We start from the raw sequence: 16,838 nt of genomic DNA on the forward strand, positions 1-16,838 counted from the left end.
TTATGATGAATGTAGTAATAGTGGAGGATCTATGAAAATCAAGATTACTGATTTAAAAAAACAGTTAAAAGGATATGACCAAAAGGAATTGATTGAACTGATCGTGGCTATGTATAAGTCAAACAAAGAGGTTCAAAACTACTTATCCAGTAAATTTCTAGGGGACCAAGTAATTGAAGTTCTTTTTCATCAAACCCAGAAAAAAATTAAAAATGAATTTTTTCCAGAAAGAGGAACTGAGAAACTCCGATTGACAGAAGCAAAAAAGGAGATAACTGCTTTTAAAAAGGCAACAAATGATGAGAAACGAACAGTTGACCTTATGCTTTTTTATGTGGAAATGTGTGTGAAATTTACAAATTCATATGGTGATATAAATGAAGGTTTCTACACCAGTCTAGTGAGGATGTTTGATCAAGTAGCCATGGAATGTGATCGTGATGAAGAACTATATAAAGCCTTTTCTAATAGATTACGTAACATTATTTCTAATGTCGACTTAATTGGCTGGGGGGTTGAGGAAGCAATAATTGAGTCGTCGTATTATTCGATTGAATGGGTTCATGGTGAAGATGAGAATGATGATGAATAGGTTCTTGTCTTACGACTTGGAACAGAAAGTTCCGATATATAAATGGTTAATCGAAAAAAATCGAAGGACGCAAAAGTAACAACACTGGTTAATACATGGAGGTGTACGCATGAAAACAATCCGAAATATGTTTGAGCATTTACATTGGTCTAATCAACGGATTCTTGAAACCTTGCAAAATATGAAGGGGGAGAATGAACAAATTAACAGGCTATTCGCACATATCCTTCTCGCTGAACAGGTGTGGTTGACCAGGTTAACAGGATCAAATAGTTCAAATTTGCCTATCTGGGCTGATGTTAGTATAGAATCATGTGTAGAACTGGCTAATCGAAATAATCAAAACTTCAAAGAATTCCTTTTGGGTTTAACTGACTCTGGTCTCGAACAAATCGTTTCGTACAGGAACAGCAAAGGCATAGAGTTTAAGAATTCGGTAAGAGACATCTTGACCCATGTTGCTTTACATGGTCAATATCACCGAGGACAGATCAATCAACTTTTAAGGGCCAATAATACCGAGCCTGTTATTTTAGACTATATTGTCTTTAGGAGATAGATGCTGGATTTAAAAAGGAGTGTTTCATTGGTGTCAGGCACCGTGAAACACTCCTTTTTATTTAGACTTTTCTTTATTCCTTTCCGTGTAAATTTTTTTAGCCTCCATTTTCATAGTCTTTTATTCAATTGTTATTAAGGAGGCTTTAGAATGAAATTACGAAAGTAAAATCGTTTGCATTGGTTGCTTACTGATTAATACCAGGAAATACTATTGTAATATATCTAAATATTCACTATAATACTATTAGTTCTAAAATAGTTCAGTAGAAAAAGCAGAGAGAGGATATGTACACCTAAATGGACTATGAATTTGCAATTATCTTAAACTAGTGGGGGAATTCTATGAAAAGTCTAGTGAACAAGTGGAATCAAATTAGTCTGGTAAAGCAAATAATTGTCGGTTTGATTATTGGCATTATTCTAGCTGTTACGGTCCCAGCAGCAGCAAAGCCTGTTGTTATCTTAGGTTCTTTGTTTGTAGGTGCGCTAAAAGCCATCGCACCAGTACTCGTGCTCTTCTTGGTAATGTCAGCCATCGCTCAGCATAAGAGTGGTCACAAAACAAACATGAAATCCATTATTTTTCTTTATCTTTTAGGTACCTTTTTGGCTGGATTCGTTGCGGTTATTGTCAGTTTTATTTTTCCGGTCAGCTTAACACTTGCAACCGGTTCGGAGGAATTAGCAGCTCCAGGCGGTGTGGTAGAGGTTCTCAAAACGTTATTGTTAAACGTTGTAGATAACCCAGTTAAAGCTATTTACAATGCGAACTATATTGGTATTTTAGCTTGGGCTGTACTCCTTGGTTTAGCGTTAAAAAATGCCCCAGATACAACCAAGACAATGATTTCTAACTTTTCAGATGCGGTGTCCAAACTGGTTACATGGGTAATCAAATTTGCTCCATTTGGAATCATGGGCCTTGTTATTGAATCTATTACAACTAACGGAGTCTCGTCATTACTGAGTTACGGGAAATTGCTTGCTGTTTTGCTTGGCTGTATGGTATTTGTGGCGCTTGTTGTTAATCCAATCATTGTGTTCGCTGCAACTCGTCAAAACCCATACCCGCTTGTATTTATGTGTTTAAAGGAAAGCGGAATTACAGCTTTCTTCACACGCAGTTCCGCTTCAAATATTCCGGTCAATATGAAATTATGTGAAAAACTAGGTTTGGATAAGGATACTTATTCCGTATCGATTCCTTTAGGTGCAACCATCAATATGGCGGGAGCAGCTGTTACCATTTCTGTATTGACACTTGCAGCGGTCCATACATTAAATATTGAAGTGGACATTCCGACAGCCATCATCCTAAGCGTTCTATCAGCTGTTTGTGCTTGTGGTGCTTCAGGTGTTGCGGGAGGTTCCTTATTACTGATTCCGCTGGCATGCAGCTTATTCGGAATTCCAATGGATGTTGCCATGAAGGTGGTTGGCGTTGGATTTATTATTGGTGTTTTACAAGATTCTTTTGAAACGGCATTAAATTCATCTACAGACGTACTTTTCACTGCTGCGGCAGAATTTAATGAAAAACGTAAACAAGGGAAGAGTATTACTGTTAAAAAAGCCTCATAAACAGTAGATGAATAGGTTGAATTCAAAACAGTTGTTAGAGAGCTCTCTAGCAGCTGTTTTTTTATTTTAGCTAAAGCGATGGATTGCTTAGGTTATAGGTTGAAAATAATATACATAATTTTGCATAAAAATGAACACGAGATTAGCCGGTTTTCATAAGAATATTAGGTTTAATAAGGCATTTCATGAAAACGCTTACTAAAATTTCAGAATAAATATTCAAAATATTTACCTAAAAAGATTGTCAAACTATTCTTTTTTTATTATAATCAGTTTATATTAATCGATGTAATAAAATATAACATGAAATTGCGAGGTAAAGTGACATGACAAAAACATTAATTTCAAACACACCAGGTGCTGCCACAACTCTTGAACAAATTAAAGAAATCATTAACGAAAAAAGTGTTGAACTATTACACTTGCAATTTGTCGATATCGAAGGAATCTTAAAGCACGTTACGGTAACCATTGAGCAATTGGAAGATGTCGTCGAAGGTAAAATGATGTTTGATGGTTCTTCAATCAAAGGTTTCTCACCTATTAACAAATCAGATCTTTATTTACAGCCTGATTTAGCTACTTTTGCGGTTCTTCCTTGGACAGTTGAAAACGGATATTCGGAAGCTAGATTCCTATGTTCTGTTAAGAACCCAGATGGTTCCTTGTTTGAAGGAGACACAAGAAATGTTTTAAAGAAAACAGTGGATCGCGCCGAGAAACATGGATACACGATTTCAGTGGGTCCAGAGTTAGAATTTTTCCTTTTTAAAACAGATGAAAATGGTTATGCAACACAAGAACTCGGTGATAAAGCCGGATATTTCGAGCCTTCTCCACATGACCTTGGCGAGCGTGTTCGTTTAGAAATTTACCGTGCCTTAAAAGCAATGGGCTTCACCATTGAGGCTTCTCACCATGAAGTAGCTGAAGGGCAACATGAAATTAACTTTAAATATGCAGATGTATTAACGGCTGCTGACCTTTCCACTACATATAAATGGGTCGTGAAGACAGTAGCGAAGAAATTCGGATTACACGCAACCTTTATGCCGAAGCCAGTATTCGGAATCAATGGTTCTGGTATGCATGTTAACATGTCCTTCTTTGAAGGTAGCGAAAATGCCTTCTTTGATCCATCCGATGAGTTACAATTATCTGAAAAAGCTTATCAATTCATTGCGGGTGTTCTAGAAAATGTGAAGAGCTTTACGGCAGTAACAAACCCGCTAGTAAACTCTTATAAGCGATTAGTGCCTGGTTATGAAGCTCCTTGTTATCTTGCTTGGTCTGCGTCAAACCGTTCAGCGTTAATTCGTATTCCAGCGAAAAAGGGCCTTGCGACACGTGTTGAATTACGTTGTCCAGATCCATCAGCTAACCCTTACTTAACATTTGCAGTGATTGCTTCTGCGGGTCTGGATGGAATCGAAAAAGGACTAGAAGCACCAGCTCCGATTAATGAAGATATTTTCCATATGACAGAAGAAGAAAGAGCCTTCCGTGGCATCGATAGCCTGCCTGGAAGTTTAGCAGAGTCAATAAAAGAATTAGAATCAGGAGATATTGCGGCTAATACACTAGGTGAGCACGTATACAACGAGTATGTTTCAATGAAGAAAGCAGAATGGGACAGCTACCGTACAGCGGTTCATGCATGGGAAATCGATAACTATCATTCTAAATTCTAATTTAAAAAGCGGGCACTAGGGCATTAAACAACCCTAGTTGCCCGTTTTTTTATGGAAGTAACTGTAAAGGACAGCCTCTAATTGAGGCTGCCCTTATATATAAATCCAAATTGGCTCAATTCTGCTTGCTATTTCACTTAATGTGATGCCATGCCCTCCTAAATACGTATAATCCAAAGATAAGGAATGCAAGGAAGCCAATTACAATGATAAGGAATTTTAGAACGGTAACAATTAAACCAACTAGACCGATAACTCCAAGCAAAGAAGTCACCCACAATAATCCAAACAATAGCCAAATGGCACCTGTTAAAAATCCAAGAAAAATTCCAAAAATGCCACAGGAACAATGGTTAGAACCCATCTGATTTCACCCCCTGTCCTTGTTTGTTCACCAACATTGTATGCGGTTTCTATTGAAGATGTTTTATGAAAATAGAAAAAAGGCGAAAGACCTAAACATGATTTTTTGATAAAAACACGAACAATAATTAAAAAATATAATTTATAATTCGTATTTAAATTGAATTTTTTGCTTGAAACACATAAAATTGTAGGTTAATATAGTCAAATAACAAACGTTACACGTGAAGTGGAAGTTGTTTAAAAGATTAATCTAAATTTGATATCTAAATAAATATTATGTGAAACGGGGATGAAGGGTCAGATGAAGAATCGATGGCTTATAGCTCTTTCTGCAGTTGGAATACATATTTCGATAGGATCGGTATATGCATGGAGTGTATTTACAAACCCATTACAGCAGCAAATGGGCTGGGGATTAAAACAGATTTCATTTACATTTAGTTTAGCCATATTATTTTTAGGATTATCCGCGGCCTTTTTAGGCCATTTTGTGGAGAAGTTCGGACCAAGAGTGTCTGGAATTCTTAGTTCCTTGTTTTTTGGAGTTGGTGTTGCTGGTGCTGGGGCAGCTGTACACTTTGAATCTTTACTATTACTCTATTTATTTTATGGTGTCATTGCTGGTATTGGCTTAGGGGTTGGTTATATTACACCAGTGTCAACATTGGTCAAATGGTTTCCTGATCGAAGAGGATTGGCAACAGGACTAGCTATTATGGGGTTTGGCTTTGCATCAATGATTAGCAGTCCAATAATGAATCACTTAATCCAAACTTACGGCATTTCCAACACCTTTTATATTCTTGGCGGAACATATTTTCTAGTCATTTTTTGTTCCGCTCAGTACCTTGCTCCGCCAGCAGCAGGTTGGGTACCTAAAGGTTTTGATTCAACGGTTGAAACTTCAAGGAATAAAAGGATAAAAAAGGATCTTAGACAATTAACGGCAAATGAAGCAGTAAAAACAAGACAATTTTGGGCGTTGTGGATCATGCTTTTTATCAACATAACCTGTGGGATTGCCATTCTTTCCGTTGCATCGCCTATGGCACAAGAGTTGGTTGGTTTAACAGCGGCATCTGCTGCGACAATGGTAGGAATTATGGGGTTATTTAATGGTTCCGGACGTATTCTTTGGGCAACTATTTCTGATTACATTGGCCGACCAAATGTGTATACTCTATTTTTTGCTTTCCAAATCGTTGCCTTCTTTGTTTTACCTAACATTACAGTGGGTATTCTGTTTTCAATCATTGTTTATATGATCATGACTTGTTATGGGGGAGGATTCTCCTCTATACCAGCCTATATAGGCGACTTATTCGGAACGAAGCAGTTGGGCGCCATTCACGGCTACATTTTGACAGCCTGGGCAGCAGCCGGTTTAGTCGGTCCGATATTCGTCTCTTGGATCCGAGAAACACTGGAAGCTACCAAGGAACACTTCTTGTATTTTCGGGGTTGTTTATCATTGCATTAGCGATTTCACTCTTGATAAGAGTAGATATTAAAAAGTTACGGGCTTTGAATGAAACTCCGATGCTAAATAAAATGGATAATTTGAAGAGTAGCTGATTAGAAGAATAAAAGTGACCTGGTTCTTTCAAATTGAACCAGGTCCTAACTATTTTATATGAACCTGCTATTATTAACTATTGGTGCCTGACACCCTATTTGCGGGACGATGTCCCATAAAAATTCATTTTGAAAAGCTCTTTTTCAATACCTGTTTGATAATTCGAGGGCTCATTAAGATGGTCATCGGACGAATTAGGTTCATGACTTTGATGAACGAATTATATATTTCTTGATTTTCTGATGATAAGAGGAAAATCTTTTTGGCGTACCATTGCTGAATGGAAAGACCTGCAGGTTTTTTCCCAATGGTCTCGGGATATCGAAAATCTTCTGTAATCACCATATTCCAAATAGGGGCGATGATTTTAGCTTCTTGTTTATGGAAATTAGTAATGACTTTTAGAAGATCATGACTTTGATTTTGAAGGAGTTCTTGCAGTTTAAGTGCCTCTAAAACTGCGATACTCATACCTTGACCAAAAACAGGATCAATTCTGCAAACCGTATCACCTATCAATAACAGTCCGCCGGGCAAATTCTTTACCTTATTAAATTGTTTCCAAACGATATGTGGTACACGATAGACCGAGGTTCCGGAAAGAGGAACTGCATCCTTTATTTCATGGTAGATATCTAATTTAGGTAATTTTTTTGTTAGGTCTATAAAGCCATTATCACTTTTGACTACCTCTTTTTCGTTTACCTCATTATGATATACATTGAGTGTGACAATATAACGATTTCCCTCTACCTTTGAGATGGTCCCGCCTATTTTTTCATGTGGCGGATTAGGATAAACGATTTTAATTTCCCAATCCCTTTCACCGTTCTCGGGCAGTTGAAGAGTTTTACTAATGTAACTTAATCCAATTTTCACTTTTTGTTCAGGGATAGACACACCACGTTTGTTTAGCCAACTACTAGAGAGACTGCTCACTCCACTTGCATCAATAACAAGGTTCGCTGTTAGATTTTTTTTTGTCCCACTTTTATCGATAAGAACGACTCCTGTAATTTGATTCTTTTCCTCATTATAAATATAGTTTTCAACCGTGTGATTATATAGAAAGGTTACGTTCGGTATAGCTTTTATGTAGTGCTCAATGTGCCACTCTAAATGTGGGCGCGTTTGCAGAGTTGTTGTGTATCCTCCATTAAAACGTAATTTCCAGACACCATGGTGGAACCATGCTAGATCCTGCGTAGAGTTTATTTTCACTGCACCACTTGAGTGGAATTTCTTTGTTATACCTGGAAACAACGCTTCGAGACCATGCTCACCAGCTTGGAGGAGCGCATGTAAGTGTTCACCTTGTGGGGCACCTTTTCTCGGAATGGAACCTTGAGGCTCGTAATCACGTTCGATAATCATTACCTCTTTGAAAAAATCAGACACAACACGTGCTGCTAATTTCCCTGAGATGCCTCCGCCAATAATTATTGCTCTTTCAAATTTGGACAAGGGGTGATACGCCTCCTGTTAATAATTTACCTACAATATAATAGCATACAACTCTCATAGATTGTATTGCCAAGAATTAAATAGTGTTAATCAATGACTAAATACTCCTCTTCACATGAAAATACTTTCCGAACGCGATATTTGTGATATATTTCACAAATTGTTCAATTCTAAGATGGTTTTAGATTGGAGGAATACGGTATATTAACACTATATTCATGTTGTTTATATTCACTAGGGGGGTTACAGATGATGAAAAAGATATTTCAGATACTATTAACATTAGGGCTTATTATGACACCAATTTTTGCGCAAGCACATGTGAAATGGTTCACAAATGTGGAGCCACATAAGGAGTCCATAGAAAATATATTATCCCCAATGTTTTTACTTTTAACTCTTGTGGCTGCTGTTGTATTAGCTACATTAACATTGATCATTCCGAAAATGGCTAAATGGGGAACAGTAAAAAAAATGGAGGATCGTCTTTCCAGTTTAAGAAAGTATTCTAGGTATTTATTAAAATATGGAACCGCCGTTTCGCTGATAATACAAATGGTGAATGGAACTCTATTTGCTCCAGAGTTTCATGTTAATAGTACAATTATTACAGTATTAGCATGGGTGACAATCGGTTTCTTATTGATACCTCATCATATTTCTACAAAAATTGGTGCTTCGATATTATTAGGATTATTTATTTATGTAACCATCCATCATGGTGTTTTCTATATGTTAGATTACGGATTTTACGTAGCCATTATTGGTGTATTGTTGGTAGGAAATACAAAACTAGAGCAAGCCGGATTCCCATTTCTGTATTTAGGGACAGGATTATCGCTTAGCTGGGTAGCGGTTGAAAAATGGGTCTATCCAAGTATGGCTTTAGATATTGTCGCAAACCACCATGTTCCAACATTTGGCTTTGAACCGAGTTTGTTTGTTGTTATGGCAGCATTTATTGAATTTGTCGTCGGTTATTTATTAGTGGTCGGAGTTTTAAATCGTGTATTAGGTTTTGTGGTTACAGCTATTTTCATCTCCACCACCATGCTCTTTGGAATGACAGAAGTCATTGGACATTTTATGATACACATTGTGTTGATAATCTTTATTATTGAAGGTGTATCATTCTATAACCCGCCAATAAAAATGCATAAAACGAAAACAGATCAATTTATCTTTGTGTTTTTAAACTTCATTTTTGTACTAGCAACTTTTTTATTAATTTACTATCGTTTCGCATAACATTTATATAGTTGTTTTCGATTTTTACAAATTTAAAGGAAGAAGTGGGGCAGGGCTGCTGATAAACATTGTCAGCAGCTCTGGTACTCGCTTTTTTTTTATGCCTACTTATTCATGGACAATGTTTCTAACCAACTTTTGAAGAAAAAGGTACCGAAGAACCACGAATCTTTACCAATGTCCTCATTTTTTAAAGGAAATAGTAACGAATAACCACTAATCGTGCCCGCCGTCCTCATTTTTTTAATGAAACGGTAACGATAAATCATTAATCGTGCCCGTCAACCCCATAATTTAAAGGAAAAGGTAACGAATCGTTCTGATTGCCTACGTTCTATGATGGTGAGTCTACGGAATTCAAAAGTGGTGCCTGACACTTTTTCTCTAATTGTGTTTTAATATTAATAGAGGAAAAAAGTGTCCATGAATGAAATGCAAACCAATATTAATAGAAGAAAAGAGGATTTCTATGAAATTAAACACAAAACTATGTGCAATTCTAGATATAGATTATCCGATTATTCAAGCTGGAATGGCGGGAGGGCCTACGACCGTGGATCTTGTTGCTAATGTATCGAACGCTGGGGCCTTAGGGACGTTGGGCGCAGCCTATATGAAACCAGAAGAAATTAGAATGGCCATTAAAGAAATTAAGAAACGGACAACCAAGCCATTTGCCGTTAATTTGTTTTGTACAAATCTGACCGATCATTATGAAGGTGTGGAAGAGTCACAGAAAGTCCTTAATAAAATAAGGAAAGAGTTAGGTATGGAGCCGGCAAACCACCAAGTGAAAACAAATAACTTTTTTGACGAACAATTTGCTGTATTAATAGAAGAAAAAGTTCCTGTCATTTCCACAGCATTCGGGGTCCTTCCGGAAGATAAAATGGCAATCGTCAAGCAACAAAATATCACTATCACTACCATGGTAACAACCGTTCAAGAAGCGCTGCTCGCTGAGGAAAATGGAGCAGATATTATCATTGCCCAGGGGAGTGACGCCGGAGGTCATCGAGGAACATTTGAAATTGAAAAAAACACTCATGGTGCAACAGTCGGAACTTTTTCGCTAGTCCCACAGATCGTTGATGCAGTTTCAGTGCCTGTTGTCGCTGCTGGTGGCATTATGGATAGCCGCGGTTTGGTGGCTGCCTTAGCTTTGGGTGCACAGGGAGTTCAAATGGGAACCGCTTTCCTAACAACGATTGAGTCAGGTGCGCACCGTGTGTATAAAGAGGCACTTATCAATAGCACGGAGGAAAGTACAGTGATTACGAAAGTCTTTTCTGGTCGTCCGGCAAGGGGAATTAAAAATGCTTTTATTCAAGCTTACGATGATGCCAAGATTTCTCCAGCCGATTTCCCAACACAAAATACTATGGCGAATGATATCCGTAGACAGGGTGCCCTTCTAAATAATCCGGACTATATAGCACTATGGGCAGGACAGGCGACAAGACTTTTACAATACGAAATTCCTGCAAGCAAAGTTATCCATGATGTAGTTACAGGGGCAAAACAGTTACTATCTACTAATGAATCTATGAGTAATCAATAATAGTCCCCGAAATATTGCAGATATGAATGAGTGCGTGAAATCTTTCGCGCGCTTTTGGGATGTTCCGTGAATACGATTTATTCTTTTTACAAAAAATTAACCTAATCATTTCAAGATACTGGAAAACGTAAGTTAGGAGAAATACAGAATGAATCTTTTTGTAAATCCACCAGCACTTTTGGTTTTAGACGTTCAAGATGGGTTTGATGATCCGTACTGGGGGAAGCGGAACAATCTCGAGGCGGAGGAAAATATATTACAATTGCTTACCGAATGGCGCAGACGGAAATGGCCGGTTATCTATTCTCAACATTTATCCCTTTTGCCTCATTCACCGCTCTATTATAAAAATACAAACGGGCCAAAATTTAAGGAGATAATTCGGCCTAAAGCAAATGAAAAGGTCTTTCAAAAAAATGTAAATAGTGCTTTTATCGGTACGGAATTAGAAACTTATTTACGTGATCAGCAAATTAAATCGGTAATAATCACAGGCCTGTCGACCCAACATTGCGTATCCACCACCACTCGGATGAGTGGAAATTTGGGTTTCGATACATATTTAATCGAGGATGCGATCGCTGCATTTGAACTTATAGACCATAAAGGAATAAAGCGCTCTGCCGAGGATGTACAAACATTCGAACTTGCCACTTTGCATCATGAATTTGCAACCATTATGACAACAGCTAATATAATGACAAAATTAACTAACTCAAACGGGTGACGTAGAAAAACACAAGGATTTCCGATTAAAAGTTACCTCTTTGGTGTATTTCCTACCACTATGTTGATTAATATAGTAAAATAAGATGGATCGATAATTAGTAAAATTAGAAATTCAAACGTGTGGAGGATCTAAGGTGACATATCAACAAAATAAACGATTTAAATTGTTCTCATTGAATTCCAATCAAAAGCTAGCAACAGAGATGGCAGAGCTCTTAGGATGCGATTTAGGAAACAGTTCTGTGTCACATTTCAGTGATGGAGAGATTCAGATTCATATTGAAGAAAGTGTTCGTGGCAGTGAGGTCTATGTTGTACAATCTACATCTTACCCTGTCAATGATAATATTTTGGAGCTCCTCATCATGATTGATGCTCTAAAAAGAGCTTCAGCTAGTATTATTAATGTGGTCATTCCATACTATGGATATGGACGGCAAGACAGAAAGGCACGTTCACGGGAGCCGATTACAGCGAAACTAGTAGCGAACCTTTTAGAAACGACTGGAGCAAGTCGAATTCTTACAATGGACCTCCATACATCACAAATTCAAGGTTTCTTTGATATCCCCGTAGAACATCTCTATGGTGTTCCAATCCTTGGACAGTATTTTAAGGAACAAGGTTTAGAAGATATTGTTATTGTCGCACCACATAATGGCAGTATTGGCCGGGCAAGAAAAGTGGCCAACCTATTACACGTTCCACTTGCCCTAATCGATAAAAGAAGATTTGAAGAAAATGGTCCCCAAACCATAAATGTTATTGGTAATGTCGAGGGCAAAAATGCCATAATTATTGATGATATGATTGATACCGGTGCAACCATTTCTTTAGCAGCTAAAGCTCTAGAAGAAAATGGGGCAAAAGCAATTTATGCCGGCTGTACGCATCCTGTTTTTACAGACCGAGCGATTGAAAAAATTGAATCGTCACCAATTAAGGAATTAGTCGTGACAAATACTATTGAATTGTCGGAAGATAAAATCAGTAGTAAAATTAAAACGATTTCTGTTGCGCCTCTTCTTGTTGAAGCAATCGACCGGATTCATAATGAAAAAGCAGTAAGTCCTTTATTTGAATAAGTGATCCTACGAAGCCAACTATTTCTTATAGTTGGTTTTTTGGAGTTTGGTTAAGACTAGATAATAGGCCTTAGTATTAACCGAGGCGAAATAATTTACATAGTTTTAGAAAATGATATGATTATAAGAGTGAATATTACTCAATATCTAGTGTTATAACCAGGTACTAACCAGGAAGATCAAACGAAATTACAATGGGAAACCCAAATTTAAACTACCAAGAATGGAGATTGACAATTGTGGATATGAAATCATTTATTGCACCAGAACACTTCAATTTAGCAAGTGAAATTTCTAAACATTACTCCGAAAAAATCGCTTTACGATGGCAAAATGAACTAGGAGAAACGAAAACGATTTCTTATGCTCAGTTAATCACAAAAGCTAATAAATTAGCAAATGGATTAACGAAATTAGGACTAGAGAAGGGTGACAGGGTTGTTGTCATGAGCACTCGCCTCATTGAATCCTATGTTATTTATTTAGCCTGTTTAAAAGCAGGATTAGTCATTAGCCCTTCTTCAGAACTTTTACGAGCAAAGGATTTACTGTATCGCTTAAATCATTCGGAAGCGAAAGCTGTCATTTCTTATTCTGAGTTAATTGAAGAATTTGAAAATATTAAAGAGGATACTCCTTTTTTACAATATAAGATTGCTTTTGGTCAGGAAGTTCCAAATTGGCTTTCCTTAGAAGATTTAGCAGCTGAGGAATCAGAAATTTTCAACGATGTCGATACCCTGAGTGGCGATTTTGCCTTTTTAGCTTATACATCTGGGACAACTGGTCAACCAAAAGGAGTTGTTCACAGCCATGGATGGGGTTATGCTCATTTAAGAATTGCGGCATCCAGATGGCTGAATATTAGTGCAGACGATCTGGTTTGGGCTACAGCTTCCCCAGGGTGGCAAAAATGGGTTTGGAGTCCGTTCTTATCGATTCTTGGTTCAGGAGCCACAGGGTTTATCTATCATGGAAGGTTCAATCCGCACAAATATTTACGTCTTCTTCAAGATCAACAGGTAAATGTTTTATGCTGTACACCTACCGAATACCGGATGATGGCTAAATTAGATGATCTTTCCAACTTCGATCTATCCCATTTGCATACGGCTGTATCTGCAGGGGAGGCGCTAAATCGTGAAGTCATCGATGTGTTTAAAGAACAATTCAAGATCCTGATACGCGATGGCTACGGACAGACAGAAAGTACATTATTGATAGCAAACTTAAATGTTAATGAGAAAAAATTAGGTTCCATGGGACAGCCGTTGTTAGATGAATTTATTGCTGTCGTTGATGAAAACGGCCATCCGGCACCAATCAACCAAGTCGGAACGATTGCCATTCGAAGCGATTTTCCGGCTTTATTTAAACAGTATTATAAAAATCCGGTAACCACGGCTTCATCTTATCAAGGTCAATATTTTCTAACCGGTGACCGTGCATTGAAAGACGAGGATAATTATTATTGGTTCCAAGGACGAAAAGACGATGTCATTATCAGCTCTGGATATACGATTGGACCATTTGAAGTAGAAGATGCATTAATGAAACATAAATCGGTTAAGGAATGTGCGGTAGTCGCTTTACCGGACCCAATCAGAGGAAACGTTGTTAAGGCATTTGTTGTGTTGAAAGATGGCATTCTTGGAACAGTGGAGTTAACAAAGGAGTTACAGGGATTTGTAAAGAAATTAACGGCTCCTTATAAATATCCAAGGGTGATTGAGTATATCGACGCACTACCGAAAACGGATTCGGGAAAAATTCGTCGTGTCGAACTGCGTACACAACGATAAATGGACATTTCTGACAGAAGATAAAAACCTTTACTCACTTCCAAATCGTGGTATAATAAGCCGTATTAAAATACGGTCGGTACGTTTCCAAAAATCCCATTAAAGAAGTGTTGCGTAATGAATAAATTAGAACTGAATATTAGGCACAGAGCGGTTCCTTTGTTAGATAAGTATTTTTCTGGTGAGTCGATAGGTTACAAGAAAATATTTGCGATTATCCTGCCCATATTCGTAGACCAGGCCTTTTTAATTATCATGAGTTTATTAAACACAGCGATGATTAGTTCTGCTGGAGTGGCAGCGGTTAGTGCCGTGAGTATGGTAGATTCATTGAATATTTTCCTAGCCAATGTCTTTATAGCGGTCGCAACAGGAGGGACCGTGATTGTAGCCCAATATAAAGGGAGCGGGAATGGGGAGATGGTGTCCAAAACGGCGACACAAGCGATCACTGCCGTAACCCTATTTTCAGTCCTAATCAGTACTTTAGTTATCATTTTTCATACGGCAACCTTAAACCTATTATTTGGTAAAGCGGAAGCGGATGTATTTCAAAATGCTCGAATTTATCTTATCGGCAGCTGTCTTTCTTATCCATTCATCGCGATCTTTCAAGCGGTGACTGGCGCGTTAAGAGGTGTGGGGGAGACGAAACCCTGTTTGATTTTATCGCTAGTAATGAATTTAACCAATACGATTCTAAATCTACTACTGATTACAATCTTTCACATGGGTGTGGAGGGTCTAGTGATTTCCACGCTTTTGGCGAGATTTTTAGGAATGGCCGCTGCCTTGGTTTATGTCTTAAAATACAATGAGACGATCCGTTTCAAGATAAAAAATGCGGTTAGAATTGACCTTTCTATTTTAAAAAAGGTCATGTTTATCGGGCTGCCTTTTGCCGCAGAACAAATCTTTTTCAATGGTGGAAAGCTGCTAACGCAAACGTTTATTGTCCAGTTAGGTACTCTTTCACTTACCGTTTTTGCGATTGCCAATGTGTTAATGATGGTCTATCAAATCGGACCTAATTCAATCGGAATCGCCATCGTCACTATCGTAGGGCAATGTATTGGGCGTAGGAATATTGCAGACGCGAGGAAATTTATCTTCTCGTTAATTGGTCTTTCTTCGATTATTTTTATTATCGCGGATTTCTTGCTATTGCCATTGTTTCCGTTGTTGATAAAAATGTTCAATCCACCGGAAGAAATTATTCCTACGATTTTTACACTAGTATTAATAGCGGCCATTGCACAGCCAATCCTGTGGTCACCAAGTTTTATTATGCCATCAGCACTACGGGCAGCAGGGGATTCCAATTTTACTTCGATTGCTTCATTGCTCTCGATGTGGTTGCTGCGGGTTATCTTGGGATATGTTTTAGGAATTACTTTAGGCTTTGGGATTGTCGGTGTGTGGGTCGCGATGATTGTAGAATGGGGAACACGCGGACTCATCTTTGGCTTTCGGTTTAAAGGGAAAAAGTGGTATGCACATAAACTAGTTTAATATCGTAACTGATCCTCCTCAACCATTTTCAATTGAGGAGGTTTTTTCATATAATCATCATAGATACATCATTGGAGGAGGACCATCTTGGTGCAAACAGGAGTTATTTCACTAGGGGAAGCATTTGTAGACTTTAGTTCAATGGATCAAACAAATACCATATACCAGCAGCTGTTGGGCGGAGCCACCGTAAATGTGGCAGTGGGGACGAAGAGACTTGGTATTCCTGCTTATTACTTATGTAAACTAGGGACCGATGAAGTTAGTCAATTTGTGGAACAAGAATTTATGAACGAGCAAATTGATTCTTCATTTTCTGTACGCACTTCGAATAAGAGCATTTGTGGTGTATATGTCCATATAAATGAAAACGGTGAGCGCTATTTTCATTCGTACGTGAATCTTACTCCTGATGAGGTATTATTTGAAGATGAATTGCAAAAGGAAGTTTTTGAAAGGGCAAAGATTTTTTATTTTGGATCTGGAACACTTTTTCATGAAAAAGCCCGGAAGACAACTGAAAGGGCACTGAAATATGCTAAGGACGCTGGCAACATCATCGCCTTTGACGCCAACCTTCGTCTCAAGCGTTGGGAAAGCGAGGAGTATTGCCGCCAAACCGTTTCATCCTTCCTTAAATTTGCTCATATCGTGAAGCTTGCTGAAGATGAGTTGTATTTTTTAACCGAAAAGGATTCATTAGATGCTGGAATCGATCAATTAGCTAAATGGCAGATTCCCTATCTGTTTATCACGATGGGAAGCAAGGGGGCATGTGCAATTTTTAAGGGAAACAAAGTTTTTGTACCTGCACCGATCGTGGAAGCTATTGATACAACTGGTGCAGGTGATGCATTTATGTCAGCCTTATTGTATTCCTTTCATGAAAAAGGTTTGCCGGCCAAGCTATCTCTGTTAAAAGAGTATGTTCAATTTGCAAATAAAGTTGGCGCTGCTGCAACAACAGGAAGGGGCTCATTGTCCGTTAATATGTTATAATCAGGAAATTATTGATTGATATGAATTTTCAAAATAATGATTAACTAATTCGACCATCTAATGTATAATGT

The 16,838-nt window shown here is 37.9% G+C and carries 13 protein-coding genes and 1 pseudogene; 12 read left to right on the plus strand and 2 right to left on the minus strand.

Features of this window, described 5'->3' with window-relative positions; translation table 11 throughout:
* Positions 1 to 31 precede the first annotated feature (31 nt).
* The 4 genes from ACE198_RS13425 to glnA all read left to right on the plus strand — a co-directional run bounded on the left by ACE198_RS13425 (position 32) and on the right by glnA (position 4,425).
* Complete coding sequence (locus ACE198_RS13425) at positions 32 to 592, plus strand: DUF6155 family protein (protein ID WP_375375882.1); 561 nt, start codon at positions 32 to 34, stop codon at positions 590 to 592.
* A gap of 109 nt (positions 593 to 701) precedes the next feature.
* On the plus strand, positions 702 to 1,151 hold the full coding sequence (locus ACE198_RS13430) for a DinB family protein (protein ID WP_251458701.1): 450 nt from the start codon (positions 702 to 704) through the stop codon (positions 1,149 to 1,151).
* A gap of 344 nt (positions 1,152 to 1,495) precedes the next feature.
* Positions 1,496 to 2,734 carry a serine/threonine transporter SstT gene (sstT, locus tag ACE198_RS13435; protein ID WP_251458703.1) on the plus strand — a complete coding sequence of 413 codons (1,239 nt, stop codon included), beginning with the start codon at positions 1,496 to 1,498 and terminating at the stop codon, positions 2,732 to 2,734.
* A gap of 326 nt (positions 2,735 to 3,060) precedes the next feature.
* Positions 3,061 to 4,425, plus strand: coding sequence for a type I glutamate--ammonia ligase (glnA, locus tag ACE198_RS13440; protein ID WP_098571873.1), 1,365 nt, complete (start codon positions 3,061 to 3,063; stop codon positions 4,423 to 4,425).
* A 133-nt stretch (positions 4,426 to 4,558) separates the two neighbouring features.
* On the opposite strand, the gene ACE198_RS13445 is transcribed toward glnA, so the two are convergent.
* The gene (locus ACE198_RS13445; RefSeq protein ID WP_098571874.1) at positions 4,559 to 4,789 is read right to left on the minus strand and encodes an ABC transporter; all 231 of its coding nucleotides are present in this window, start codon (positions 4,787 to 4,789) and stop codon (positions 4,559 to 4,561) included.
* 303 nt (positions 4,790 to 5,092) lie between these two features.
* Between ACE198_RS13445 and ACE198_RS13450 the strand changes: the two are divergent.
* A pseudogene (locus ACE198_RS13450) lies at positions 5,093 to 6,366 on the plus strand (L-lactate MFS transporter).
* A 124-nt stretch (positions 6,367 to 6,490) separates the two neighbouring features.
* Here ACE198_RS13450 and ACE198_RS13455 read toward each other — a convergent pair.
* Positions 6,491 to 7,831 (minus strand): FAD-dependent monooxygenase, encoded by a 1,341-nt coding sequence (locus ACE198_RS13455; RefSeq protein ID WP_375375883.1) that lies wholly within the window; start codon positions 7,829 to 7,831, stop codon positions 6,491 to 6,493.
* 249 nt (positions 7,832 to 8,080) lie between these two features.
* On the opposite strand from ACE198_RS13455, the gene ACE198_RS13460 reads away from it, so the two are divergent.
* From ACE198_RS13460 to ACE198_RS13490, 7 genes are all read left to right on the plus strand, one after another.
* Positions 8,081 to 9,079 carry a hypothetical protein gene (locus ACE198_RS13460; protein ID WP_375375884.1) on the plus strand — a complete coding sequence of 333 codons (999 nt, stop codon included), beginning with the start codon at positions 8,081 to 8,083 and terminating at the stop codon, positions 9,077 to 9,079.
* Between the two features lie 469 nt (positions 9,080 to 9,548).
* Positions 9,549 to 10,640 carry an NAD(P)H-dependent flavin oxidoreductase gene (locus tag ACE198_RS13465; RefSeq protein WP_375375885.1) on the plus strand — a complete coding sequence of 364 codons (1,092 nt, stop codon included), beginning with the start codon at positions 9,549 to 9,551 and terminating at the stop codon, positions 10,638 to 10,640.
* 148 nt (positions 10,641 to 10,788) lie between these two features.
* The gene (locus ACE198_RS13470) at positions 10,789 to 11,367 is read left to right on the plus strand and encodes a cysteine hydrolase family protein (RefSeq protein ID WP_375375886.1); all 579 of its coding nucleotides are present in this window, start codon (positions 10,789 to 10,791) and stop codon (positions 11,365 to 11,367) included.
* Positions 11,368 to 11,503: 136 nt separating this feature from the next.
* Complete coding sequence (locus ACE198_RS13475) at positions 11,504 to 12,454, plus strand: ribose-phosphate diphosphokinase (protein WP_098571879.1); 951 nt, start codon at positions 11,504 to 11,506, stop codon at positions 12,452 to 12,454.
* Positions 12,455 to 12,693: 239 nt separating this feature from the next.
* A complete protein-coding gene (locus ACE198_RS13480) occupies positions 12,694 to 14,256 on the plus strand; it encodes an acetate--CoA ligase (RefSeq protein WP_375375887.1) in 1,563 nt (520 codons plus the stop codon).
* Positions 14,257 to 14,373: 117 nt separating this feature from the next.
* Positions 14,374 to 15,768, plus strand: coding sequence for an MATE family efflux transporter (locus ACE198_RS13485; protein ID WP_375375888.1), 1,395 nt, complete (start codon positions 14,374 to 14,376; stop codon positions 15,766 to 15,768).
* Between the two features lie 90 nt (positions 15,769 to 15,858).
* Positions 15,859 to 16,767 (plus strand): carbohydrate kinase family protein, encoded by a 909-nt coding sequence (locus ACE198_RS13490; protein ID WP_251459018.1) that lies wholly within the window; start codon positions 15,859 to 15,861, stop codon positions 16,765 to 16,767.
* Positions 16,768 to 16,838 lie beyond the last annotated feature (71 nt).

The organism is Neobacillus sp. KR4-4 (assembly GCF_042136325.1).
Taxonomy (GTDB): domain Bacteria; phylum Bacillota; class Bacilli; order Bacillales; family Cytobacillaceae; genus Neobacillus.